Source organism: Pedobacter faecalis, from assembly GCF_030182585.1.
Taxonomy (GTDB): Bacteria; Bacteroidota; Bacteroidia; order Sphingobacteriales; family Sphingobacteriaceae; genus Pedobacter; species Pedobacter faecalis.
This window is the reverse complement of sequence record NZ_JARXOW010000001.1, coordinates 1,887,922-1,913,159: the sequence shown is the minus strand read 5'-3', so window position 1 is coordinate 1,913,159 and position 25,238 is coordinate 1,887,922. Positions and strand designations below refer to the sequence as shown.

Genomic DNA, 25,238 nt, shown 5'->3' with positions numbered 1-25,238 from the left:
ATAATTTATACATGAAACAATCTGTAAAAGTTTTCGCTCCCGCTACCGTAGCCAATGTTGTCTGTGGTTACGACGTGCTTGGTTTCGCGGTAAATCAGCCTGGCGACGAAGTCGTGATGCGTCTTACTGGCGGCAGCGGGGTGACCATATCTAAGATCACTGGCGACGAGGGTAAGTTGCCGCTAGATCCCGAGAAGAATACCGTCAGTGCCAGTGTACAGCACTACCTCCGGCATATCGGCAAACCCGACACTGGGGTCGATATTGAACTGCATAAAAAAATGCCGATCGGCAGCGGCCTTGGCTCCAGTTCGGCAAGTACCGTAGCCGGACTCTTTGCAATCAATACCTTGTTTGACAGTCAGCTGAGCAATCGTGACCTCGTGCCTTTCGCCATGAAAGGCGAGGAACTGGCATGTGGTTACGGGCATGCAGACAATGTTGCTCCGGCACTTATGGGCGGCTTCGTGTTGATCCGAAGTTATGAGCCGCTTGATATCATCAGCCTGCCTTTCCCGCAGGGCATGCATGCGGCGGTAGTGTATCCCGAAGTCGACGTACCCACCAAAGACGCAAGGCAAATGATCCGTGCCAAAGTTCAGCTGAAAGACGCGGTAACGCAGTGGGGCAACGTAGCCGGACTTGTCAGCGGACTTTTTATGAACGATTATGAGCTGATCGGAAGGAGTATGACTGATGTGCTCGTGGAGCCTACCCGCGCCATCCTGATCCCGGACTTCGCAGTGATGAAGTCGATGGCCCTGGAAGCAGGCGGTATAGGTTTTGGTATATCCGGATCCGGGCCATCCGTATTCGCGCTTACTAAAGACGCAGATACGGCCCGGCAGATTACACAAAAGCTTCAGGATCATCTAAAAGGACTCGACATCAACAGCCTGTCCTTTGTTTCCGAGATGAACAAAAAAGGACCGATAATACTAGACTAAGCAGCATCATGAAATTATACAGTACCAATAATCACGACCTGAGCGTCGATTTCCAAACCGCGGTATTTAATAGTATGCCGCTCGACAAAGGCTTGTACATGCCGATTCATATTCCTAAGCTCGATAGTGCTTTCCTGGATCAGATTGATCAGTACAGTCTGCGCGATATCGCCTTTCATGTAGCCTCTTCACTTCTGCAGGAAGCCATCCCGGCATCGGATCTTAGAAAGCTTATAGATGACGCTATTGATTTTGATGCACCAGCGGTAAAACTTGATGAGCAGACCTATGTGCTGGAGCTTTTTCATGGCCCCTCTCTGGCATTTAAGGATTTTGGCGCCAGGTTCATGAGCCGTGTGATGGGTTATTTTCTTAAGGACGGCGAGAAAACGCTGGATGTTCTGGTCGCCACTTCAGGCGATACGGGCGGAGCAGTGGCGCTGGGTTTCCTGGGCGTTCACAATACCAGGGTAACAATCTTATATCCGGAAGGTAAAGTAAGTGATATACAGGAACTGCAGCTATGTACAAACGGGGAGAATATCCATGCAATATCGGTTCTGGGCACCTTTGATGATTGTCAGCGCCTGGTTAAAGAGGCCTTTGCCGACGAAGCACTGAATAATCATCTAAGGCTTACATCGGCCAATTCCATCAATATAGCAAGACTCATCCCGCAAACGTTCTATTATTTTTATACCTATGCGCAGTTGAAAAGGCAGGGGAAAACGAATCTTATATTCTCTGTCCCAAGCGGCAACTTCGGTAATATCGCAGCAGGCTTGCTCGCCACAAAGATGGGTCTTCCTGCGAGCAGGTTTATCGCGGCTACCAATGTAAATGATACTGTTCCGCGCTTCCTTCAGACCGGCGTTTATGATGCGCGACCATCCGTTCAAACCTATGCCAACGCCATGGACGTAGGTGCACCGAGTAACTGGGTAAGAATTATGGATATGTTTGACCAGGACGTTGAGGCTATTAGAAAGCTGGTTACAAGTTACCGGTTTACCGACGAAGAAACCCTTAAAGGTATGGACGCTTTATATGAGCAATACAGCTATATTGCCTGTCCGCATACCGCGATCGCCTGGTTGGCTATACAGGAGCACCGAAAACAGTATATTTCAAGTGAGCAGGAAGATGCCGCAGTATTTCTTTCCACTGCCCACGCCTGCAAGTTTCCGGAGGTGTTCTCAAAAGAACAACGGGCCAATATCCAGGTGCCAGCTCAGGTCGACGGGCTTAGGCAGAAAGAAAAGCAGGTTACTGCAATGGCTCCAAAGTTTGAGTCTCTGAAAGAAATCCTTATTTCTTATTGAACCTCATCATCGTGATATCTCCCGTCATAAAATTTAATGCCGTATCGGCAGTAATTTCATAACGGTTCACCTTACGAAGCATTTCAACGAAAATGGCCTCTCCTTCACCCGGGCAGGCCATTTTTGTCATCATAAAAGGTTGTGTAAAATCAATAGTTGTATCATCAGCTGAGAGTGTCCCGGAAAATGAATTGCAGCTCGTATTGCCGCTGAAACGCTTTTCAGAAATATCGAATTTAATGCTGGGCCGTTTCGCCGGATACAATCCGTTGAAGGCGATTCTCGGGCCGGAAATGTAAACCAGCTCCCAGGTGCCTCCTAAAGCGGAAAGTCCACCATTACTGATTGTTCCCGGCTTCATGGTGGTGCAGCCCACGGAGCTCACTATAAAAATAAAAGCAATGATCGCCAGTCTTTTCATATTCTTTCGTGTTGATGGATACGAAAGATACAAAGAGTATTCCACAAATATTAAAAAACCGCTTCCGCTATTTTTCTGGTTGGCTCCGGATTACTCATGGTATAAAAATGCAAAACCGGCGCACCAACTTTAATCAACTCTTTACACTGATGGATCATCCATTCAATGCCAACCTCTTTCACCTGTTTTTCGTCTTTACAAGCCAACACTGCTTCCGTGAGTTCCTCCGGCAGGTCAATATGGAAAATCTTAGGTAAGCTGATCAGTTGCTTGGAAGAGGTGATCGGCTTTAGCCCCGGTATAATGGGTACATGAATACCGTTTTCGCGGCACTGTTTTACGAAATCAACATATTTGGTGTTGTCAAAAAACATCTGGGTTACAATAAACTCTGCACCCATCTCCACTTTCTGCTTCAGGTACTTGAAGTCTATTTTCAGGTTAGGCGCCTCAAAATGCTTTTCCGGATAACCGGCTACCCCAATGCAGAAGTCTGTCTTAAAAGCAGAATGATCTTCATGCAGGTACTTTCCGCTATTCATATCCATCACCTGCTGAAGCAGTTCCGTAGCGTAGGCATGGCCCCCCGGGGTTGGTACGAACGAGGAATCCCCGTGCCGGGCATCACCTCTTAGTACCAGCACGTTGTCGATACCCAAAAACTGCAGGTCAATCAGCGCATTCTCGGTTTCTTCTTTCGTAAATCCACCGCAAATCAGGTGAGGTACAGCGTCTACCTTATAACGGTTCATAATCGCTGCGCAGATGGCTACGGTGCCCGGGCGTTTGCGATAGGAAACCTTTTCAAGCAAACCGCTGTCGTGCTGCTTGTAGATGTAGTCCTCACGATGGTAAGTTACGTCAATAAAGGGCGGCTTAAAATCCATTAAAGGATCAATAGCTTTATATATCTCTTCTATACTTCTTCCTTTAACAGGTGGGAGCAGTTCGAAAGAGAACAGCGTCCTGCCGTTTGCGTTTTTTATATGGTCGGTAATTTTCATGGTTGGTCGGTCTATAAATATGGATTAATACGCCAGGTTCGGTCCCAGCCATCTCTCTGCTTCTTCGGTAGTCATGCCTTTTCGCACCGCATAATCTTCCACCTGGTCGCGGGTTATTTTACCCAGGCCAAAGTACCTCGATTGCGGATGGGCAAAGTAAAATCCGCTAACTGCCGCAGTAGGATGCATGGCGTAACTCTCTGTGAGCCGAAGGCCAATCTTATTTTCAGCTTCAAGGAGGCTAAACAATGTGCCTTTCTCAGTGTGTTCCGGACAGGCCGGGTAACCCGGTGCAGGGCGGATACCCACGTATTCTTCTTTGATCAGTTCCTCATTGCTGAATGATTCCTCGTTTGCATAGCCCCAGTAGTCCTTGCGCACCAGTTCGTGCATACGCTCTGCAAAAGCCTCAGCCAGTCGGTCGGCCAGCGCCTTCGCCATGATGCTGTTGTAGTCATCATGATTCGCCTCAAAACTTGCTACCAGTTCATCGCAGCCAATACCGGCAGTGAGTGCAAAGCCCCCGAAATAATCCTGTATTCCCGTGCTTTTAGGTGCAATAAAGTCCGACAACGCATAGTACGGTTGACCGTCTGCTTTCTCGGCCTGCTGACGAAGTGTGTGGATCACGACCTCTTCTCCGTCAACATTCAGTACAATATCATCGCCAACCGCATTGGCAAGCCAAAAACCAATTACCGCCTTAGCAGCCAGCAATTTCTCGTCTACAATGCGTCTAAGCAGCAACTGAGCGTCTTCAAACAGCTTTTTCGCCTCGTCGCCAACTACCTCATCCTCGAGAATTCTCGGATAACTGCCCCGAAGTTCCCATGTATGGAAAAACGGTGTCCAATCGATATAAGGCACCAGGTCTTCCAGCGGATAGTCCTCAAATACCTTTGTTCCTAAAAACCGGGGTGCTGTCGCAACCTGATCCAGATCCAATTTGAAACTACCCTCACGTGCTTCCTCTAAGGTCTTATACCGTTTGTCAGGCCGCTTATTCAAATGTGCTTCACGGGCCTTCTCATATTCAGCTTTAATGCCTGCTATATAATCGTCACGCGTGTCCTGGTTCATCAGCGTGCTGCATACGGTCACACTTCTAGACGCATCGAGGACGTGGATAGCAGGGCCGGAGTAGTTTGGTGCCACCTTTACGGCTACGTGGATACGCGAGGTGGTTGCCCCGCCAATAATCAGCGGAATCGAAAACCCTTCGCGCTCCATCTCCTTGGCAAAATGGACCATCTCATCTAAAGAAGGCGTTATCAAGCCACTCAGACCGATAATATCTGCGTTGATCTCTCTGGCCTTTTTGATAATGTCCTGTGCAGGCACCATCACACCCATATCAACAATCTCAAAGTTGTTGCAGGCAAGCACTACACCAACTATATTTTTTCCAATGTCGTGCACATCGCCTTTAACAGTCGCCATCAGCACCCTTCCGGCCGAGGAATTCTGATCCTGATCCGGGTTGGCAAGCTTTTCCTGTTCAATGAACGGGAGCAGGTAAGCCACAGCTTTTTTCATTACACGGGCCGACTTTACCACCTGGGGCAAAAACATTTTTCCAGCGCCAAAGAGGTCGCCGACAATATTCATACCGTCCATCAGCGGACCTTCTATCACCTGAATCGGGCGGTCATATTTCTGCCGGGCTTCCTCTACATCGGCATCCAGGTACTCGATAATCCCTTTAACAAGGGCGTGCGACAAGCGCTCTTCTACCGTTCCTCTGCGCCAGGTTTCATCGCGCACCACCTCTTTGCCTTTCGATTTAATGGTTTCAGCGTATTCTACCAACCGTTCCGTGGCGTCATCCCGCCGGTTCAGAAGAACGTCCTCTACCATTTCAAGCAGTTCAGGCGGAATCTCCTGATACACCTCAAGCATACCGGCATTCACAATGCCCATATCAAGCCCCGCTTTTATGGCATGATAGAGAAAAGCAGAATGCATGGCTTCCCTTACAGTGTTGTTGCCTCTAAATGAGAAGGATATATTGGAAACCCCACCGCTAACCTTAGCATAAGGGAGGTTTTCTTTAATCCAGCGCGTTGCGTTAATGAAGTCGACCGCATAATTGTTATGCTCCTCCAGGCCCGTCGCCACCGTCAGAATGTTCGGGTCGAAAATGATGTCCTCAGCGGGGAAGCCAATTTCGTTAACCAGTATGTCGTAAGATCTCTTACAGATCTCGATCCTTCTTTCATAATTGTCGGCCTGTCCCCGTTCATCAAAAGCCATCACTACCACAGCCGCACCATACGTCATGATCTTCCGGGCACTTTCCCGGAATTTATCCTCGCCCTCTTTCAAAGAGATGGAATTCACAATGCCCTTGCCTTGCAAGCATTTTAGTCCGGCTTCTATAACCGTCCATTTCGAGGAGTCGACCATGATCGGCAACTTTGATATGTCCGGTTCCGAAGCGATCAGGTTCAGGAACTTCGTCATGGCTGCTTCAGAGTCGATCATTCCTTCGTCCATGTTCACGTCAATAACCTGGGCGCCGCCTTCCACTTGCTGGCGGGCTACCGACAAGGCCGCTTCAAAATCACCACTCAGGATGAGTTTGGAAAACTTAGGTGATCCCGTGATGTTTGTGCGCTCGCCAATGTTAACGAAAATGCTTTCTGGTGTAATCGTAACAGGTTCCAACCCGCTAAGCCTCATGTACGGTTGGATCTGAGGGATTTTTCGCGGGGCAATGCCTTTTGCTTTTTCAGCAATGCAGCCGATATGGTCGGGCGTGGTGCCGCAGCAACCACCCACAATGTTCACAAAACCATGTTGTATGAAATCCTCAACCAGGTGAGCAGTTTCATGCGGTGTCTCGTCGTACGCCCCAAATTCATTCGGGAGTCCGGCGTTCGGATAGGCAGAAACATAACAGCCCGCCTTAGCTGAAAGCTCCTCAATATGCGGACGCATGTCTTTTGCGCCAAGCGCACAGTTAAACCCTATACTTAAAGGTTTAGCATGCATTACCGAATTCAGAAAGGCCTCAGCGGTTTGTCCGCTCAGGGTTCTCCCTGAAGCATCTGTAATGGTTCCGGATATCATGATCTCTATCTTGCGGCCAATTTCCGCTTCATATTTCTTTATAGAAAAAATCGCCGCCTTAGCGTTCAGCGTGTCAAATATCGTCTCAATCAACAATACGTCGGCGCCCCCGTCTACCAGTCCCCGTACCTGCCTGTCATACGCATCTACAAGTTCGTCAAAACTAATGGCCCTGAACCCAGGGTCGTTCACATCAGGTGAAATGGATAGCGTCCGGTTGGTCGGGCCAATGGCACCGGCCACAAAGCACTTGCGCTCCGGATTTGCCGCCATAAACTCATTGGCCGCTTCCTTGGCAATTTTAGCCCCCTCGAAGCTTAGTTCATAGTCGAGCTCCTCCATCTGGTAATCGGCCAGAGAGATGCGCTGCGTGCTGAAAGTATTGGTTTCAATAATGTCCGTACCGGCTTTAAGATATTCGGTATGGATGGCCTTAATGATGTCGGGCCGGGTGATGTTGAGCAGGTCATTATTACCTTTTACATCACAGGGGTGATCCTTGAAACGTTCCCCCCGGAAATCTTCCTCAGTCAGGGTATATCGCTGGATCATGGTGCCCATCGCACCGTCGATAATTAAAATACGTTTCTCTAGTTCTTCTCTAATATTCATTTAACGGGTTACACAATATGAGCATGTAAAAAGCTATTTTTGATAGTGGCGCAGCGCCAAAACAAGTGCCGAACTGATTACATACAAAGCTTAATGGAAAGTTGCGGAGTTTAGCTGAATGTGCTCTAGCCAATGCTACCAGTTAACTTATCTTTCGGGAGCAAAGAAGGCTCCAGTAGAATGTAGCACCTTGTAAGTACAGGTTGCTAAGACTTCGCAGGGTCTAATCCCTCCGTCTTTCTCTATAAGCGTTACAAAAATGCAACAAAGAAAAATCAATTCCAAATAAAGATCAAGACACAAGCAGCTTCAGATTCCGTAAGGGTTCGGAGATAAAACTTCACATTAACTAAATGTAGTGTTTACACAGTAACGCTAGCTTGCGACCAAAACAGATCGATTATGGCTACCATTTTTAACCCGTTTCTGCTCATCGACTTCTTCAAGGAGGTGTTTCTGCGTCAGATTATCAGGGCTTCATTTGCGGGTTAACGCATAATGAAGATACTTTATGCCGTGCAGGGCACGGGCAACGGTCATTTGAGCCGGGCAATGGATATTGTTCCGCTCCTTCGTGAGATGGGAGAGGTGGATGTATTGGTCAGCGGCATTCAGGGCGATCTGGAACTTCCCTTTCCTGTCCGATACAAATTAAAAGGCATGAGCTTTATTTTCGGAAAGACAGGCGGCGTAAATCTGTGGAAAACCATCGTAAAAGCCGATCTGCGCGCCCTGAGAAGCGCCATCCGATCCCTTCCGGTTCACGAGTATGACCTCATTATAAATGATTTTGAACCCGTTTCTGCCTGGGCCTGCTACTTCCAGAACAAACCATGTATCGGCCTGAGTCACCAGGCGGCGGTTATCGCACCAAATGCGCCGAAAGCTTCGCATGCCGATCCTACGGGCAGGTTGATCCTGAATAACTACGCGCCAGCCAGCGTGCACTATGGATTCCATTTTGAGCGATACAATAAGAATGTTTTCACCCCTGTGATCAGGCAAGCAGTGCGTGAGAAGGAGTTGAAAGATAAGAGCTACTATACAGTATATCTGCCCGCTTACGATGATGAACGCCTGATAAAGCAGCTTACGGTCTATAAGAATGTGCAGTGGGAGGTGTTTTCCAAACACAACAAAAAAAGCCGCGTTGTTAAGAATGTAAGTATCCAGCCGGTGAATTCTGAAAAGTTTACGGCCAGTATGGCCATGTCGACAGGCGTACTATGCGGCGCAGGTTTTGAGACGCCGGCAGAAGCGCTGTTTATGAAAAAAAAGCTGCTGGTGATTCCTATGAAAGGCCAATATGAACAGCATTTAAATGCAGCGGCGCTGATGGAAATGGGGGTTCCGGTTATGAAGAGCCTCAAGAGCAAACATAGTGACGTACTCAGTGCCTGGCTTGAAAGCAATGATCGGATAACGGTCGACTACCCTGATGAGACGAGAAATATTTTGGAAACTATAGTAGCCAGACATGGATGAGCTAAGCAGAGCGTATTTTGGGGCTGATTTCCAATGGGGAGTGTCCACTGCAGCGTTTCAGAACGAAGGGAGCTGCGGAACCGATGGTAAAAGTCCCTCCATCTGGGATGTATTCACCTCCAAGAAGAGCAGAGTAAAGGGCGGTCATCATGCGCAGACTGCATGCGATTTTTATGCGGAATACAAGCGTGACATTGATCTGGTGAAGCAGATGAATATTCCCAATTTCCGGTTTTCCCTATCCTGGTCGCGCATCTTACCCGAAGGCACCGGGCGGGTAAACGAGAAAGGAATTGCCTTTTATAATCAGGTCATCGACTACTGCCTGGAGCTTGGTATTGAACCCTGGCCTACAATATATCACTGGGACCTGCCGCAGATTCTTGAGGAAAAAGGTGGTTGGACCAACCGCCTTATCGTCGACTGGTTTTCGGAATACGTCGAGGTCTGCGCCCTTCATTTCGGCGACCGCATCAAAAACTGGATGGTCATGAATGAGCCAATGGTCTTTACAGGAGCTGGCTACTTCCTTGGTGTACATGCACCGGGCAAAAAGGGACTAAGAAATTTCCTTCCGGCGGTGCACCATGCCGTATTGTGCATGGCTGAGGGCGGTAGAACCTTAAGGCGGCTATGTCCGAGTGCTCAGATCGGAACCACGTTCTCCTGTTCCCATGTAGAGCCCTATTCGCAAACGCCAAAAGATGTAGCCGCCGCGTTGCGGGCCGATGTACTGTTTAACAGGCTGTTTATCGAGCCGGTTTTGGGTCTGGGCTATCCGCTCAGTGAAGTTCCGGTACTTCGAAAGATCGGTAAATATTTTTATCCGGGCGACGAAGAGCGTATGGTGTTCGACTTCGATTTTGTGGGTCTTCAAAACTATACGCGGGAAGTGGTCCGTTATTCACTGTTTACACCCTATATCCATGCAGGACTGGTTAAGGCGTCTACACGCGGTGTACCGTTAACCGAAATGCATTGGGAAGTGTACCCTCCTGCGATCTATTATATATTAAAGAAGTTTGACGCTTACCCGCAAATCCGGCGGATCATCGTCACCGAGAATGGAGCAGCATTTCCGGATCAGGTAACGGCCAACGGGGAGGTGCAGGATGATCTCCGCAAGAAGTACCTGCAGGACCACATCGCAGAGGTTCTTAAAGCAAAGCGTGAGGGCGTGAAGGTACACGGTTATTTTGTATGGACGCTTACAGACAACTTCGAGTGGGCTGAAGGATACCATCCAAGATTCGGACTCGTGCATGTCGACTTTAGTTCCCAGCACCGGATCGTCAAGTCGTCAGGACACTGGTATGCCCGCTTCCTTTCCTAGATGTGCTCTGTTTTAAAGCGTTGAAACATGGCCTTTACATCCAGTTTCATCTTCAGATCTTCATTGTCGAGCAGATCCGCATCGTCTACGTATGCGATAAAATCTTCAGGCAGGTATTTGTATAGGCTCCATGTGCCTTGGTGATATTCAAGGGCAGTGAGGTTTTCGACCCAGTCGCCAGAATTCAGATAGCAGACCGAGCCCTGGTCGGTCGCTATTTCCCTGATCTCAGGCTGATGAATATGTCCGCACACCACATAACCGTAACCTTTATCTATAGCGAGCTCGGCCGCTGTAGTCTCAAAGTCGTTAATGAACTTAACGGCGTCTTTAAAGCTTGCTTTGATCTTTTTAGAGAAGCTCATTTTCTCTCTTTTTAAAAGGGTAAGCATCCAGTTGGCGAGGCTATTGATGAGGATGAGTGCGTCATACCCGATGGCGCCTAGTTTCGCCAGCCACTTAGAATGCTGCATAGTCACGTCAAATACATCGCCGTGAAAGAACCAGGCCTTTTTACCATCCAGTTCGAGCACAAGTTTGTCGGTGAGCAGGAAGCTGCCGATACTTAAATCGCTGAACTTGCGCAGCATCTCATCGTGGTTGCCCGTAAGATAATATACCGGAACACCCTCCGTGCTAAACTTCATGATCCGGCGGATCACTTTCATATGAGATTCGGGAAAGTAAGATTTGCTGAACTGCCAGATGTCGATGATATCTCCGTTGAGGATGAGCGCTTTTGGCTTAATGCTCTTGAGATAGTTGAGCAGTTCTTTTGCGTGGCAGCCGTAGGTTCCAAGGTGTACATCAGAAATTACGGCCAGGTCCACTTCCCTTTTAGGCATATTTGGAGAATAAAATGTGTTCTCCAAATATGCGTTCAAGGTTTGAAGTCAGTGTTAACTGACTGTGAATTTTGTGTGATTATCTTCTGTCGCCGAAGATTCTTAACAGATACAAGAAAATGTTAAGGAAGTCAAGGTAAAGTGACAAAGCACCCATGATGGCCAGCTTTTTGGTGTCAGCATCTTCCATGCGTGCGCCGCTTTCTTCAAGACCAGCACCTATACGCTTCAGTTTCTGAACATCATAGGCAGTCAGCGCCGTAAAGATGGCGATGCCGATGAAAGCCAGGAACAGGCTGAAGCTCTCGCTCTGTATAAAGGCATTAACTATGGAAGCAATGATCAAGCCTACCAGTCCAATCATCAGAATTGAGCCGAACCTGCTCAGGTCAATGTCCGTCGTATAACCCAAAAATGCCATCAAACCAAAAATACCCGCTGCGGCTGCAAAACAGCTTACCACAGAACTAGCGGTATAAGCCAGGAGTATGAAGCTTAAACTCACACCAGTCAGCGCAGAATACAGCACAAACACCCCTAAAAGCGCACCATAAGACAAACGGCTCATTCCGGCACTCATGAGCAATACCAGGCCAAGCGGCGCAAACATGGCTACCCATCCCAGTGCTGCCATTTTTCCGGTTTCCGGATTGAACATATAAGCAAGCAGTTCAGGTGTATTTGCAAAATAATAGGCAGCGAAAGTCGACAGACTGAGCGCTACAAACATCCAGAGGAATACATTGGCAAAGAACTTCTTTGCAACCTTTCCCGTCACATCCTCTACGTTGGTGTACTGGGAGGTCCAGTTATAATTGTTGTTATTTTCCATGTTTAATAATTTTGATGGTAATATTAGCTTGTTAAAGTTAGTAATACTTTGCCTCAAACAAAAGCTATGCCCCGAGTCTTTTTGTCAGGATTTCCTCAACTTTTTTGAAAAACTGCAGAGGTTTCAAGGTTCGCCATGCCAAATCGTCAAGCTGTCCCCCAAAATTCAGGTAGTAATCAATGTTGTTGTTCCGGAATTCGGTAATTACATGTTCCTGGAAATTCACGCCGCTGATCCAGCCATCTTCTACATCCTGGAACCACTCTTCGTAATAACTGTCTTCCGAAGAATGGAAGTTCAGTACATTTTCGCCGATCAGGATAAACTTGTTGATGCCTTCATCCATCATCATTTCAATAATTTCACGCTTAAGGAGCATAATGTCATTATTGATGGCGTCGTTCCATTCGCCAATCAACTCAATGATCGCATACCTTCTGTCGTAATCCACAAACAGGACTTTAATGTACAGGGTATTTGAGCCAAAGTCATCCCATTGCGGATGGATCAGAAAGTTATAAAGCTGCTTGTCGAAATAAAACTCGGAATATTGGGTATTAAAGAAAGGAGACCTGTCATCTTCCGACGCAATGTAATCGTCTCTCCACAAGTAAAAAGGTTCTATCTCGTGCATCTGTTTTTATAGTTTGGTTTTTTGCGCAGCGGAAATTGCAGCTCTGACGCTGCCGTGTTGCGAGAGCAGTTCCGCAGCTTCCGTTTCGCCGACATTCAACTCCGCCATAATCATCTGTGTACCGCGATCCACCAGCTTATGATTGGTTAACTGCATATCCACCATTTTATTGCCCTTAATTCGTCCCAGGCGAATCATCACTGTGGTGCTCAGCATATTCAGAACCATTTTTTGTGCGGTGCCCGACTTCATTCGGGTTGAGCCCGTAAGAAATTCAGGTCCCACCACCACTTCCACAGGATACTCACAAGCCTGCGCAACGGGGCTATTTGCATTGCAGACAATACAACCGGTAAGAACACCATTTTCCCTGGCGGCGTTTAATCCACCGGTCACATAAGGGGTAGTGCCCGATGCAGCGAGTCCAACGACACAATCTTTGTCCGAAATATTATAAGCAAGCAAATCGGCCCAGGCCTGCGTTTCATCATCTTCTGCATTTTCAACGGCCCGGCGTATGGCCGTATCCCCACCTGCAATAATGCCCACAACAAGATCAAATGGCACGCCGAACGTTGGCGGACATTCAGAAGCATCCACAACACCCAATCGGCCGCTCGTACCCGCGCCAATGTAAAACAGTCGACCGCCCTGCTTCATCCGCTCCGCTACTGCGGCAGTAAGACGTTCAATTTGAGGCAGGCATTTTTCAACCTGAAGGGCTACCGACTTGTCCTCATTGTTGATGCCGGTAAGTATTTCGTGTACCGACATCTGGTCAATATCACGGTAATTTGATTCCTGTTCTGTTGTTCTGATCATAATAACTTGCGCCGGCTAAAATCGTGATTTTCCTATGAAATGGGAAATCCCTGCTTTTACTGTCAAAACAAATTAAAATCAGAAAGGTTGATAGTCAGTTTGGTATCTTTATTGCGTAACTTTGTGTATCTTAAAAATGAAAAAGAGCACTCGCGAAAATGTCTTTGTCGCACTTACCTACTCAGTCACCCTGATCGCAGGTATGTTTCTCGGGTATAAGTTTTTAAAAGACCAGGGCTATACTTTTACCAAAGTAACCCAGTATGCTCATAATAATTCTGATAAGGCTGAAGAAATCATGCACATCATCCGCAAAAACTACGTGGATGAGGTAAACCCAGATACGCTTACGCACCTGCCTATCGACAGCATGCTGCACAAGCTTGATCCGCATAGCGTGTACCTGCCGCCAACCAAGGCGAGCGAATTTGCCCGGGAAATGGCTGGAAATTTTGAGGGGATAGGCATTGAATACTATATCTTAAAAGACACCCTTCTGGTCACCAACGTGGTCAGGGGCGGACCGGCATACTTATCCGGGATACGGCAGGGCGATAAGATCCTGAAGGTTGATACGTTTGAGGTAAGCGGTAAAGCGCTGCCGCGGGAACAGATGACCGGACGGATAAAAGGCAGAAAAGGTACAGCTGTAAAACTAACCCTTTTGCGCCAGGGTCTGGCCGAGCCCCTCGTGCTCAATATAAAAAGGAGCAGAGTTAGGGTGAGTACCATCGACGCAGCTTATATGCTCAATAATGAAACCGGCTATGTCCGCATAAGCAGATTTGGCGCCGAGACCGACAAAGACTTTGTCGACGCCATAAAAAGCCTCAAAGCTTCCGGCATGACCAAGATGGTGCTGGACTTGCGCGACAACGGCGGTGGTTATTTAACTGCAGCGACGGCATTGGCCAACCAGATTTTACACGAGAATGCCCTGATTGTATATACAGAGGGAAAGCACGAACCCCGGACAGAGTATATCGCAACAGGCGGAGGGGAGTTCGAAAACGGTAAGCTCGCGGTACTGATCAACGAAAATTCCGCCTCGGCAAGCGAGATCCTTGCAGGTGCCGTTCAGGACCTGAACCGGGGCGTTATTATCGGGCGCCGTTCTTTCGGTAAGGGTCTTGTACAGGAGCAATTTCCGTTTGGAGATGGTTCTGCTTTAAATCTTACCATTGCCAGGTATTATACACCTTCAGGAAGAAGCATCCAGAAACCTTACAGCAGAGGTTACCAGGCGTATCAGCAGGAACTGAATCGCCGCGTTAGGGATTCGGCCGTTTCAAAGCATTTGAAAGACAGCATCAATGCAAAACGCTTCACAGGCGGGGGCATCCAGCCCGACATTTATGTGCAGCCTGACACCTTGGGCTTCAACCAGTTTTATGCAGGTCTGGCCGAAAAGAAAGTGCTTTCAGATTTTGTATATGATGTTTTGTCGGGCAGGTACACGGCAAACTATGTTGAGGAAAACCTGGTAAATTTCAATGTCAGCGAGACCGACTTCAAAGATTTTATCCGCTACGCATTAAAGAGAGAGGTTATCATAGATCCGAGGCAGCTCGCAGCATCCAAGCCCTTGATCATAAATGATATGAAAGTTCTTTTGGCTAAATATTACCTTGGTTCGGCAGGTTACTATAAGGCACTAAATCTTAGCGACCCCATCGTAAAACAGGCACTTACCGCACTCGAGTAGTGGCCTGACTGCCTATTTCTGGCGGAAGTAGATCTGGATCGGCACACCGCTGAAATCGAAGTTTTCCCTTAACTTGTTCTCCAGAAACCGCTTATATGGCTCTTTGATATACTGAGGAAGATTGCAGAAGAAAGCAAACATCGGAGAACTTGCATTGATCTGGGTGATGTATTTGATCTTGATGTATTTTCCTTTCGTAGCCGGAGGCGGGTATTTCTCGATAATCGGAAGCATAACGTCATTCAGTTTAGACGTAGGTACCTTCTTGCTTCTATTCTTATATACCTCAAGCGCTGTTTCAATGGCCTGGAAGATACGCTGCTTATTAATTACTGAAGTAAAGAGTATCGGCACATCAGTAAAGGGCTGCAGCTTCTGCTGAATCTGCTCCTTGAAAACATTGATCGTCTTGCTGTTCTTTTCTACCAGGTCCCATTTGTTGACCAGGATAACCACACCCTTTTTGTTTTTCTCCGCGAGGTGGAAGATGTTCACGTCCTGCGATTCAAGGCCTTCCATAGCATCTACCATTAGGATCACCACATCCGCCTCTTCCAGTGCCTTAATGGTTCTCATCACCGAATAGAACTCAATGTTTTCCTTAACCTTGGTTTTTTTACGCAAACCGGCAGTATCAATGAACATAAACTCATGACCAAACTGGTTATAATGGATATGGATAGAGTCGCGCGTAGTTCCTGCAATAGGGGTCACAATATTACGGTCTTTCCCAATCAGCGCGTTGATCAAAGACGATTTCCCTACGTTGGGCCGACCTACTATGGTAATCTTAGCTAGTGAGTTTTCCTCTTCAGGAATATCTTCGAAATGTTCAACCACATCATCAAGAAGATCGCCGGTGCCAGAGCCGGTCATAGACGAAATTGGGTAGATCTCACCCAATCCGAACCCGTAAAACACAGAGGCATCATTTTGAAGCTGTGTATTATCTACTTTATTTACAACAGTGAACACTGGCTTCTTGCTTCTTCTAAGCAGCTGCGCAATTTCATCATCCAGGTCGGTGATGCCGGTCGTCACGTCCACCATAAACAGCAGCACGGTAGCTTCCTCTATCGCAATAATGACCTGCTCGCGGATAGCCGCTTCAAATACATCTTCCGAATTGGCTACATAACCACCTGTGTCTATCACTGTAAACTGCTTGTTCGTCCATTCCGCCGAGCCATAATGGCGGTCGCGCGTTACGCCGCTGAAATCATCTACAATAGCTTTCCGGCTTTCGGTGAGGCGATTAAAAAGTGTCGACTTGCCTACGTTGGGTCTTCCTACGATTGCGATAATATTGCTCATGTTGTACTAGTGAAATGGTTTGACAATAGGGGGCGGTAAAGGTAAGGTTAATTTTCGTAGCCAAAGCTTTTTAAGTAGTTCTTTTTGCTCCTCCAGTCGGGAACCACCTTTACAAACGTCTCCAGAAAAACCTTCTGATCAAGAAACTTTTCAATGTCTTTACGCGCTTCCGTGCCCACCTTTTTCAAGCTGGCCCCGCCTTTCCCGATCAGGATATTCTTTTGGGAGTCGCGTTCAACGATAATCTCAGCACTGATGCGGGTGATCTTTTCCTCCTCTTTAAACGAGGTAACGATAACCTCAGTGCTATAAGGAATCTCCTTTTGATAGTTATTGAAGATTTTCTCACGGATAATCTCCGATACAAAAAACCGCTGACTCCGATCTGTCAGATCTTCCTTATCATAATAGGCTTCGTGCTCGGGCAGGTAACTGAGTACAGTTTCCATGATTCCGTTAAGGTTGTAGTTCTCAAGCGCCGAGATCGCAAAAATCTGCCTGGGCTTTAATGTTTCCTGCCAATGGCTGATTTTCTCTTCCACCTGCTCCTGTGTAGCCGTATCTATTTTGTTGATCAGTACAATCACCGGAACCTCCGTTTTCGACAATCTCTCGATCACATCGTTCTCGTCATACTGCTCATTAATGTCGGTCACCAACAAAATTAAGTCAGCATCCGTAAGCGCCCCTTTCACAAAATTCATCATAGAATCCTGCAATTCGTACTTAGGTTTTATGATTCCCGGCGTGTCCGAAAACACAATTTGGTATTCCGGTTCGTTTACAATGCCAAGTATACGATGTCTGGTTGTCTGCGCTTTAGGTGTAATGATAGACAATTTCTCACCAACCAAAGCATTCATTAAGGTCGATTTGCCTGCGTTAGGCTTACCAATGATGCTGACGAAACCTGCTTTATGGGACATAAAAAGTTTTTTAAAATAAATTTGCAGTGCAAAGAAACGAATTATATCTTTGCATTCCAATTCGGAAGGAACGTTAAGGATTTAACAAACACCAAAAGAATTGTATATAGTGCGGGGTGGAGCAGTTGGTAGCTCGTCGGGCTCATAACCCGAAGGTCATCAGTTCGAGTCTGGTCCCCGCTACCTAAAGGTTCACAGCTGTAAAGCTGGGGCAATCTTTAAAAGGCCCGTTCGTCTAGGGGTGAGGACGCCAGATTTTCATTCTGGAAACAGGGGTTCGATTCCCCTACGGGCTACAAAAAGGGAAAGAGTTATAAAAAACTTCTTTCCCTTTTTTTATGCCTTTTAATTTCTCTTAGTCACGAGCTGCAATCAGTCACTTATTGTCTGGCTGTTGTATGAATAACGCAGAAATTTCAGTCTTTGTACGCTCGGGAAGATATAGTTTAAAACGCACTTCTTTATGGTTCTGACCCGCTATATTCGAACAAATTCAATGAATATGAGTACAGAATTTCATCCAGATAATCCTATCGTTAGGCTCTGCATGCAGGGGATGCGTTTAGAGGAGCAGGGAAAACTTGAAGAAGCCGCAGTTCTTTTCCTTCAGGGGTGGGACGAAGCCACTAATGATTTTGAAAGGTTTCTTGTTGCCGGGTTTACTGCGCGCGTCCAGCCTAATGCCTCAGACAGAATTACGTGGTATGAGAGCGCCCTGGAGCTTGCGGAAAAGGTTGGGGACAACGCGGTTCAAAGTGCATTTCCTTCGCTGCACACCAATTTGTCCAAATGCTATGAGGAGGTAGGTAATCCAGAAAAAGCAGCAATGCATCAGGAGCTGGCCATTAAGTCTGTGAGCCAGCCTGCCGATAAAGGACCATTTTATCATGGTACTAAAGCGCAGCTCAATATTGGTGACTTGCTGACTCCCGGCCGGGTTTCCAACTACCAGTCAGACTTGCTGATGAATCATATTTACTTCACCGCCCTGCCAAATGGGGCAGGCTTGGCGGCGGCACTCGCACCAGGTGAAGGCCCGGAACGCGTGTACATCGTAGAACCTACCGGCAGTTTTGAAGACGATCCTAACGTAACCAACCTGAAATTTCCAGGCAACCCGACGCGTTCCTACCGGAGCAGCGAGCCGCTGAGGATAATTGGGGAAGCGAATGAATGGCAAAGAACATCACCGGAACAAATACAACGTATTCGTGACAGGTTTGCCGGAAAGAAAGATGATATTATTAATTGACGACTGTTTAACCTCTTTTTTTTAGCCCGTTTATTTCCGATCTTTATATCAAAGATATCTACTATGAGAGATAACGAAATTATACAAGGTACTCCGGTTTGGGTTTTGAACAGCATCGTTACCGAACTCATGCGCTATGGTTACAGTATCGCCATGCACGGAGAACTTGCCGATTTAAATGGCATGGTTAACACCGGCAAAGACGAGTTTATGAGAGAGGATTCCGATGAGGTTGAGATCATTTCCATAGACGACGATCTGGAACTATTAAGCACGGTGAGCGATCCGGCAGTAAAATTAATTATGTCTGGAATAGAAAAGATCCTGGAATGCAAACGTACCTATCTGCTTGTCACCGGAATAGACGAATTTGAACTGCTGGAAGATGAAGATTGCGGCAATGAAGCAGAAGGCATTATGTTTGTTTACAACATCGACCTGGAGTGCGACGGATCTTACGCGAGTAAGGTCAGAAATCTGAGTACGTTTTACGGACATATCAGTTTCATGATTTACAGTTGTATCGGACGGCTGGAACTTGGTCAGCTGGATATCTTTGACGAAGGCGAGGCCTTATACTTCGACACTTCACAGGAAAAGCAATTGCAAAATAAATATTCCCAGTTGCTGGCCGACCTCAATCGCGACCTCATCACCGAGCAGAATGCCATTTGGGATTATGAGGGTACCCTTACTTAAACTTTAAAAGCATTGGAAAAATATTTTTGCATTTTCCAAAAAACTCTATCTTTGCACGCGTTCGGAAATAAGAGGTAGCTTTTACTACGTTCCGAATGATAATGGCCCGTTCGTCTAGGGGTTAGGACGCCAGATTTTCATTCTGGAAACAGGGGTTCGATTCCCCTACGGGCTACTAGGTCACTTTGGTGACAAAAAATGAAAAAGGTCGCGTCAATCGTGGCGCACCGGGTTCAAAAGGCTACAGAAGCGCGCACAGAGCGCTCGAACAAAGTAAGTTCGATTCTTGGCGGGGCTACTTAGTCACTTAGGTGGCAAAACGAGAAGTCGCCTCAAACGTGGCGCACCAGATTGAAAAAGAGCTAAAGAATACTTTACAAGAATCGGACTGAATAATTTGACGAACTCTTCAGGTCCAACGGATTCTCCAACGTATAATTGCCTGAATGGATTTTTGTTCAAATTGCTCATAACTAAACCCTAGTGATGCGTTTGAAAAGAGGTTTCCAGGTAGGTGACTGATGATGTACCAAAGGCAAGGTATTATCAGGCACATTGGTATTCAAAACCACCAAACCACCAGTCTGCTTATATCCGAGCGGATAATATGGTTTCGGTCCGGGTTCGATCCCATTGGTGACGGTCATGTAAGATGAATTGGCTACTAACCTTACGTGCATATTTCACTCAAAGTAGTCAGCTAATTTCGCTGCAAAGTGGTCACATTTTGACTGGCGAAAGAAATTCACTTTACGTTTGGGCTGGCCTGGTAAGTTAACAAAGGATTTCGTCTTGCCTAACAAAGGCACTTCTGTTTGCGATTCTAGGGTTGTCTGATCCGTAAGTCCCATCTCCTTGACACACGAACTCAAATAAAGGTCTACAATCGATTTTACAGCACCTTCTGGCTTGTACCTGATGACAACCAGAACCTCTTCTTAGCGGCGCTTAAAAGATATTTTTCACGCCAGTTTAGGAAGACACCAATCAATAAACTTCAAATCCACAGATCAAACTGACCACTTTGCAGCGGAATTGCCTGTCACTATAGTACGGAATAGGGTGTCAGCATGTTTGCGGAATTCCTGACCAGTTTTGCCGAAATACCCATCTATGACATACGGCAGGGTACAAAATTCACCGTCACGATACTTTCTTAGAAACCAGATAATGGCAGTCAGAAAGTTAATTTTATTATAAAATTAATCCCTATCTTTGCATCATTCCTGATTTGACATCTTTAAATATCGAGGAATCATGACAGAGCTACGCTACATATCGCCCCTTTCGCTCATTGCCCTTTAGGTAGGCAAACAATATGTCTTTTTTAAAATAAGTAAGCCGCTTCAGTAGCTGTGTAATTGTTTTGCCTGCCAGAATAAATGACCTTTTGTTGAGCGCTGTTAAAGGGTATATCCTTACTCAAGGACGAAACAGAGATCCTAAAACATTCAAGACAAATAGTAAATGGAAGTCCGATGGACATACATGAATGGCCGCGCTGTATCAAATCAGCGAGGCGAAAAAGACGGCTCGTTATAACCGATAGAGATAAACAACTGATAAAATTAAGCAAACGGTGGGACCAACTCGAGGAGCAAAGAAGACTTCAGCCCAAAGTGCCGCTAGAACATCCTTATCAGCGTGGCTGGAAGCGTTTCTTCGTACTTCGTGATGATGTTAAACGTAGTTCAAAGGCCGATTTTTACGAGGCTTTATTAACAAAGATTAACACAGTTGAGTATCATTACGATAAGTCGTTCAAAAGCAGGAAGCTACGTAAGAGGCGAAACGTATCCTGTAAAGAGCAGCGCTTATGCGAGTTTGGTGAGCACTGCTGGCAAGTTAACCGGATGAATTTGACCGAGGATGAAAAGGCCTGCTTTACCGGGGTAGAATTTATTAATACAAGCCGCAGACCCGAACTTAAATACATGTTTACCGAACCCTGGCGCTACGTATTAAAAATTGCGCCCCATATTATTACACATGTCAGGTTAGTAGATGTGGATATCGAACGGGAGTTATCGTATATCAAAGGTCACGTAACCAGCGATCACCTGGATCCGCGCATGAGTCGGTTGACCTCCGGTCGCAGTTGTTATATGAAAAACACATTTGAGCCTCTAAAATATATTAACAAACTAAAAAACCTACCCAGATACGCCGGTACAGAAGCGTATCTGGATTTAGACATATAACCCAAATGGGAAATTTAAAAACAAAAGATTTAAGTAAAATCGGTTATCATAATGATCAGCTCAGAAGCCTGGTTATCGGGATAGCCTCTAAAAATTTCAAACACCACAGCAAAGAGCAGCTTCTTGACCTATTGGTGAATATTAAAAATCAACCAGAAGCATTTCTGGATAATGAATTAACACGTAAGATCGCCGAAAAGGTAATGGGCAAGAAAGCGGAACGAATGTTTAAGGCTTTCGAACTGCGCAATGAACCTGTATTCTGTAAAACCTATGGCGGCAAAGGTATTGAGCAGTCCGCTAAGAACCAGATGGAACTGGCCAATTCGCTGCCGATAAGTCTGCAGGGCGCATTAATGCCTGATGCGCATATGGGCTTCGGCCTGCCTATTGGTGGTGTATTGGCTACGGATAATGTCGTAATCCCTTATGCTGTAGGCATGGATATTGGTTGCCGTATGGCGCTTTCGATTATTGATGAGAACGATGGATTCTTGAAGAGGTCTGAATACCAGATAAAACAGGCCTTAAGAAACCATACGCATTTTGGTATGGAAGGTGGTCTGGAGATCAGGCAGGAGCACGAAATCCTGGATAGCCCGGTATTTAATGAAATATCCTTTCTAAAACCCTTGCGTGGCAAAGCAGTAAGGCAATTGGGTACGTCGGGCAACGGCAACCACTTTGTGGAGTTTGGCGAGATTGAACTATTCGAAGGCAACTCATTAAATCTGCCAGCAAAAAAGTATACCGCGTTGCTAAGCCATTCGGGCAGCCGCGGACTAGGATCGGCAATAGCCAGGCACTATACTCAGATAGCCATGGACACATGCAAACTGCCAAGGCAGGCGCAGCAACTCGCCTGGTTGGATTTAGACACTGAAGCGGGACAGGAATACTGGCTTGCGATGACCCTGGCTGGAGATTATGCTAAGGCCTGCCACGATCGTATTCATGCTAACCTGTTAAAGGCCTTAGGCCTGAAAGCGCTGTGTCTGGTAGAGAACCATCATAATTTTGCGTGGCGGGACCAGTTGGCCGAGGGGCGTGAGGTAATCATTCACCGCAAAGGGGCAACACCGGCACATCAAGGTGAGCTGGGCATTATTCCGGGGAGCATGACCACGCCGGCATACCTCGTGTCTGGCAAGGGAAGCAGCGATTCCTTATACTCTGCTTCCCACGGGGCCGGCCGGATCATGAGCAGACAGAAAGCTAAAGATAGCATGACCGTTTCCGCAATGAAAAAGCTGTTGGCCAACGCGGGTGTAACGCTAATTGGCGGCAGCGTAGAGGAAAATCCGTCAGCGTACAAGGATATCGACACGGTTATCGCTGCACAGCACGAGCTCATTGATGTCCAGGGTAAATTTCTCCCGCGTATCGTTAGGATGAATAAGGAATAACATACGCACCCTTCTTGAATGTATCAAAACCTTTACTTAGCCAGCAATCGAATCTGGTTTTGTCTTCATAGTTTTAAGTAGTAAACCAAATACTTAGCCGCTTTTCTGAAGCGATCGTTTAAAGCACCGTTATGAACGCAAGACTTACCTTAATCGCATTTTGTATGCTGGGATCGGCTGTATTCTCACAGCAGAAAAATACCGCAACTGCACAGCAGCCATTAAAAGCACCGGCCGATTATGTCGACCTCTACATCGGCAGCATCAACCCTAAAACGCGCAGTACCCAGCCGGTTATTAAGGCGCCGGGGGGCAACATGAGTATTTTTCCGGCTTTTAATCCTGCTATCGAAGATTTTTATCTGAGTGATAAGATCATAGGCTTCCCATTGGGTTTTGGTACCCTGATGATCGCTAAAGGAGATGCGCTTGATCCAAATTCCCGGCCTTCGCGGTTCGATCATGATCTGGAAACGGCTACGCCCTATTACTACCAGGTCTTGCTGGAAGATCCGAATGTCAACACGGAATATACGATGACGGACAACGCGGCTATATTCAGGTTTACCATTCCGGCCAACCAGGCCACTTCGCTGGTGTTGTCGGTGCCGGGCAACTCAAGCCTATCGGGTACGCAAAGTATACTTAAGGGCAACGTGCCTTCTGGTCGCCGCGGTGGCCCGCAGGAAAAGAGATATTTTTACGCTGAGGTCAGTAAACCGGCTAATCCATCGGGCAGCCAGCCCGGCAATAGTGGAAACACGGGTTACTTTCATTGGGCGGCTTCCGCGCAACCGCAAACGGTCGAGTTCAAGGTAGGTATATCCAATGTTAGCGAGGATGATGCTAAGGCTACCCTGGATAAAGAGATCGGTAAGTCGACTTTTGATCAGGTTAAAAACAAATTAAAGGAACGCTGGAATGCGGAACTTAATCTTATCAACATTAAAGGCGGCTCCGAGCGGCAGCGCGGCATATTTTACAGCACCTTATACCGCACCATGGTATTGCGCATGGGCAATGTGTGGGATACATACCGCAGTGCTTATGCATTGCAGAACCTGATCAGGCCGCAGGAAACGGTGAAAGCCATCAACAACTTTATCCGGGCATATGAAACCAGTGGCTGGCTTACCAGCTCTGGCGCTATGATCGGGCATCATTCTACCTCCGTAATTGTGGAGGCTTACCGCAAGGGCCTGCGTGGTTTCGATGTAGAGAAGGCCTATGCCGGCATGCGCAAAAATCATATGGAGGCTACCATGATCCCTTGGAAAGATGGCGGACAGGCACCTATCACCGAGCTGGAGCAATGTTATTTTGATAACGGTTTTTACCCGGCGCTGCCTGTGCGCGCCGATGCAGGCAAGAAGGACGAAGTCGATAAATACAGTCGTTTGCCTTACCAGGTGCGGTGGTTGCCCGAGGTTGGCGTAGAGGAGACCGTGAAAGAGGTAGACGGCTGGCATCGCCGGCAGTCGGTTTCGGTTACACTGGAGCACGCGTACGACGATTGGTGCCTGGCGCAAATGGCTAAGCTTCTGGGTAAAACGGCCGACTATGAATTGTTCATGAAACGGGCCGCAAATTACCGCAATGTGTTTAATCCTGCTATCGGTATGATGGCACCGAAATCGGCCGATGGTAAATGGGTAGCGCCCTTCGATCCAATCTTTTCAGGTGGTTTTGCTGGTGAAGGTTACTTTGCCGAAGGGAATTCCTGGACCTATACCTGGCATGTGCAGCACGATGTTCAGGGTTTGATTAACCTGATGGGCGGTAATGACAATTTTAACCGCAAGCTCGACTCCCTGTTCATCGTTGGTCACCGCCCCGCCGATAAGCTGGCCTTTCTGGGGCAGTTTCCCGACATGACCGGCCTGGTAGGCATGTACTCGCAGGGCAATGAACCGGTCTACCATATCCCGTATATGTATAACTATTCCGGTCAGCCCTGGAAAACGCAAAGTCGTGTACGCATGCTCATGGACCTTTGGTTTGATATTACCCCGCACGGCATCAGTGGCGATGAAGACGGGGGCGCAACTTCAAGCTGGTATGTGCTGAATTCCATCGGCATCTATCCCCAGAATCCCGGCAGTACTGTGTTTGATATCGGCAGTCCGCTGTTCAACGAAACCACGATCAACGTAGGCGGGGGCAAAAGCTTTGTCATTGAGGCCAGGAACGTATCCAAACAAAATAAGTACATCCAGTCAGCCACCTTGAACGGCACTGCTTTAAATAAGCCCTGGGTTGACAACGCCGACCTGATAAAAGGTGGAAGAATGGTGTTGGTGATGGGTCCGCGGCCTAATAAAAACTGGGGCAGCAAGCCGGGAGATGCAGCGCCGTCTATGTCGGCATTATAATTTACAAAGTTTACATTTTTATTTACAATCCAGA

20 protein-coding genes, 3 tRNA genes and 1 riboswitch are annotated in these 25,238 nt (G+C 47.1%); of the genes, 13 read left to right on the top strand and 10 right to left on the bottom strand.

Annotation, left to right across the window (positions count from 1 at the left end):
• Positions 1-11 precede the first annotated feature (11 nt).
• Together QEP07_RS08635 and thrC are read left to right on the top strand one after the other, a co-directional pair.
• Positions 12-947 carry a homoserine kinase gene (locus QEP07_RS08635; protein WP_285009515.1) on the top strand — a complete coding sequence of 312 codons (936 nt, stop codon included), beginning with the start codon at positions 12-14 and terminating at the stop codon, positions 945-947.
• A gap of 8 nt (positions 948-955) precedes the next feature.
• Complete coding sequence (gene thrC, locus QEP07_RS08630) at positions 956-2,269, top strand: threonine synthase (RefSeq protein ID WP_285009513.1); 1,314 nt, start codon at positions 956-958, stop codon at positions 2,267-2,269.
• Here thrC and QEP07_RS08625 read toward each other — a convergent pair.
• The 3 genes from QEP07_RS08625 to metH are packed head-to-tail and all read right to left on the bottom strand — an operon-like array spanning position 2,256 to position 7,378.
• On the bottom strand, positions 2,256-2,690 hold the full coding sequence (locus tag QEP07_RS08625) for an META domain-containing protein (protein WP_256003632.1): 435 nt from the start codon (positions 2,688-2,690) through the stop codon (positions 2,256-2,258). The two genes, thrC and QEP07_RS08625, sit on opposite strands and share 14 nt — an antisense overlap.
• Positions 2,691-2,740: 50 nt before the next feature.
• Complete coding sequence (gene metF, locus QEP07_RS08620) at positions 2,741-3,694, bottom strand: methylenetetrahydrofolate reductase [NAD(P)H] (RefSeq protein ID WP_285009511.1); 954 nt, start codon at positions 3,692-3,694, stop codon at positions 2,741-2,743.
• Positions 3,695-3,718: 24 nt separating this feature from the next.
• On the bottom strand, positions 3,719-7,378 hold the full coding sequence (gene metH, locus QEP07_RS08615) for a methionine synthase (protein ID WP_285009510.1): 3,660 nt from the start codon (positions 7,376-7,378) through the stop codon (positions 3,719-3,721).
• A gap of 144 nt (positions 7,379-7,522) precedes the next feature.
• A riboswitch (SAM riboswitch) is annotated at positions 7,523-7,629 on the bottom strand.
• A gap of 247 nt (positions 7,630-7,876) precedes the next feature.
• On the opposite strand from metH, the gene QEP07_RS08610 reads away from it, so the two are divergent.
• Positions 7,877-8,863: a glycosyltransferase family protein gene (locus QEP07_RS08610; protein ID WP_285009509.1), complete on the top strand. Its 987-nt coding sequence runs from the start codon at positions 7,877-7,879 to the stop codon at positions 8,861-8,863.
• On the top strand, positions 8,856-10,196 hold the full coding sequence (locus tag QEP07_RS08605; RefSeq protein WP_285009507.1) for a GH1 family beta-glucosidase: 1,341 nt from the start codon (positions 8,856-8,858) through the stop codon (positions 10,194-10,196). The genes QEP07_RS08610 and QEP07_RS08605 overlap by 8 nt, the downstream gene beginning before the upstream one ends.
• Here QEP07_RS08605 and QEP07_RS08600 read toward each other — a convergent pair.
• From QEP07_RS08600 to murQ, 4 genes are all read right to left on the bottom strand, one after another.
• Positions 10,193-11,041, bottom strand: coding sequence for a UDP-2,3-diacylglucosamine diphosphatase (locus tag QEP07_RS08600; protein ID WP_285009505.1), 849 nt, complete (start codon positions 11,039-11,041; stop codon positions 10,193-10,195). The genes QEP07_RS08605 and QEP07_RS08600 overlap by 4 nt on opposite strands.
• Positions 11,042-11,120: 79 nt before the next feature.
• Complete coding sequence (locus QEP07_RS08595; protein WP_256003639.1) at positions 11,121-11,873, bottom strand: Bax inhibitor-1/YccA family protein; 753 nt, start codon at positions 11,871-11,873, stop codon at positions 11,121-11,123.
• Positions 11,874-11,937: 64 nt separating this feature from the next.
• A complete protein-coding gene (locus QEP07_RS08590; RefSeq protein WP_256003640.1) occupies positions 11,938-12,507 on the bottom strand; it encodes a hypothetical protein in 570 nt (189 codons plus the stop codon).
• A 6-nt stretch (positions 12,508-12,513) separates the two neighbouring features.
• Positions 12,514-13,329 (bottom strand): N-acetylmuramic acid 6-phosphate etherase, encoded by an 816-nt coding sequence (murQ, locus tag QEP07_RS08585; protein ID WP_285009504.1) that lies wholly within the window; start codon positions 13,327-13,329, stop codon positions 12,514-12,516.
• A gap of 136 nt (positions 13,330-13,465) precedes the next feature.
• Here murQ and QEP07_RS08580 point away from each other — a divergent pair, with 136 nt between their 5' ends.
• Positions 13,466-15,034, top strand: coding sequence for a S41 family peptidase (locus tag QEP07_RS08580; protein ID WP_285009503.1), 1,569 nt, complete (start codon positions 13,466-13,468; stop codon positions 15,032-15,034).
• A 12-nt stretch (positions 15,035-15,046) separates the two neighbouring features.
• On the opposite strand, the gene der is transcribed toward QEP07_RS08580, so the two are convergent.
• Together der and era are read right to left on the bottom strand one after the other, a co-directional pair.
• On the bottom strand, positions 15,047-16,348 hold the full coding sequence (gene der, locus QEP07_RS08575) for a ribosome biogenesis GTPase Der (protein ID WP_285009501.1): 1,302 nt from the start codon (positions 16,346-16,348) through the stop codon (positions 15,047-15,049).
• A gap of 47 nt (positions 16,349-16,395) precedes the next feature.
• Positions 16,396-17,274 (bottom strand): GTPase Era, encoded by an 879-nt coding sequence (gene era, locus QEP07_RS08570; protein ID WP_256003648.1) that lies wholly within the window; start codon positions 17,272-17,274, stop codon positions 16,396-16,398.
• 110 nt (positions 17,275-17,384) lie between these two features.
• Between era and QEP07_RS08565 the strand changes: the two genes are divergently transcribed.
• From QEP07_RS08565 to QEP07_RS08545, 5 genes are all read left to right on the top strand, one after another.
• Positions 17,385-17,457: transfer RNA gene (locus QEP07_RS08565), tRNA-Met, on the top strand.
• A gap of 41 nt (positions 17,458-17,498) precedes the next feature.
• Positions 17,499-17,570: transfer RNA gene (locus tag QEP07_RS08560), tRNA-Glu, on the top strand.
• 530 nt (positions 17,571-18,100) lie between these two features.
• Positions 18,101-18,526, top strand: a complete 426-nt coding sequence (gene arr / locus QEP07_RS16545; protein ID WP_350223377.1) for an NAD(+)--rifampin ADP-ribosyltransferase — start codon at positions 18,101-18,103, stop codon at positions 18,524-18,526.
• Between the two features lie 63 nt (positions 18,527-18,589).
• Positions 18,590-19,225, top strand: a complete 636-nt coding sequence (locus QEP07_RS08550) for a hypothetical protein (RefSeq protein WP_285009498.1) — start codon at positions 18,590-18,592, stop codon at positions 19,223-19,225.
• 103 nt (positions 19,226-19,328) lie between these two features.
• A tRNA-Glu gene (locus QEP07_RS08545) sits at positions 19,329-19,400 on the top strand.
• 298 nt (positions 19,401-19,698) lie between these two features.
• On the opposite strand, the gene QEP07_RS08540 is transcribed toward QEP07_RS08545, so the two are convergent.
• Positions 19,699-19,905, bottom strand: a complete 207-nt coding sequence (locus QEP07_RS08540) for a phosphoribosyltransferase-like protein (protein ID WP_285009496.1) — start codon at positions 19,903-19,905, stop codon at positions 19,699-19,701.
• 798 nt (positions 19,906-20,703) lie between these two features.
• Between QEP07_RS08540 and QEP07_RS08535 the strand changes: the two genes are divergently transcribed.
• The 3 genes from QEP07_RS08535 (at position 20,704) to QEP07_RS08525 (ending at position 25,204) form a co-directional block, all read left to right on the top strand.
• On the top strand, positions 20,704-21,426 hold the full coding sequence (locus QEP07_RS08535; RefSeq protein ID WP_285009494.1) for a hypothetical protein: 723 nt from the start codon (positions 20,704-20,706) through the stop codon (positions 21,424-21,426).
• A gap of 5 nt (positions 21,427-21,431) precedes the next feature.
• Complete coding sequence (locus QEP07_RS08530; protein WP_285009492.1) at positions 21,432-22,832, top strand: RtcB family protein; 1,401 nt, start codon at positions 21,432-21,434, stop codon at positions 22,830-22,832.
• Between the two features lie 131 nt (positions 22,833-22,963).
• A complete protein-coding gene (locus QEP07_RS08525; protein WP_285009490.1) occupies positions 22,964-25,204 on the top strand; it encodes a GH92 family glycosyl hydrolase in 2,241 nt (746 codons plus the stop codon).
• Positions 25,205-25,238: the final 34 nt, after the last annotated feature.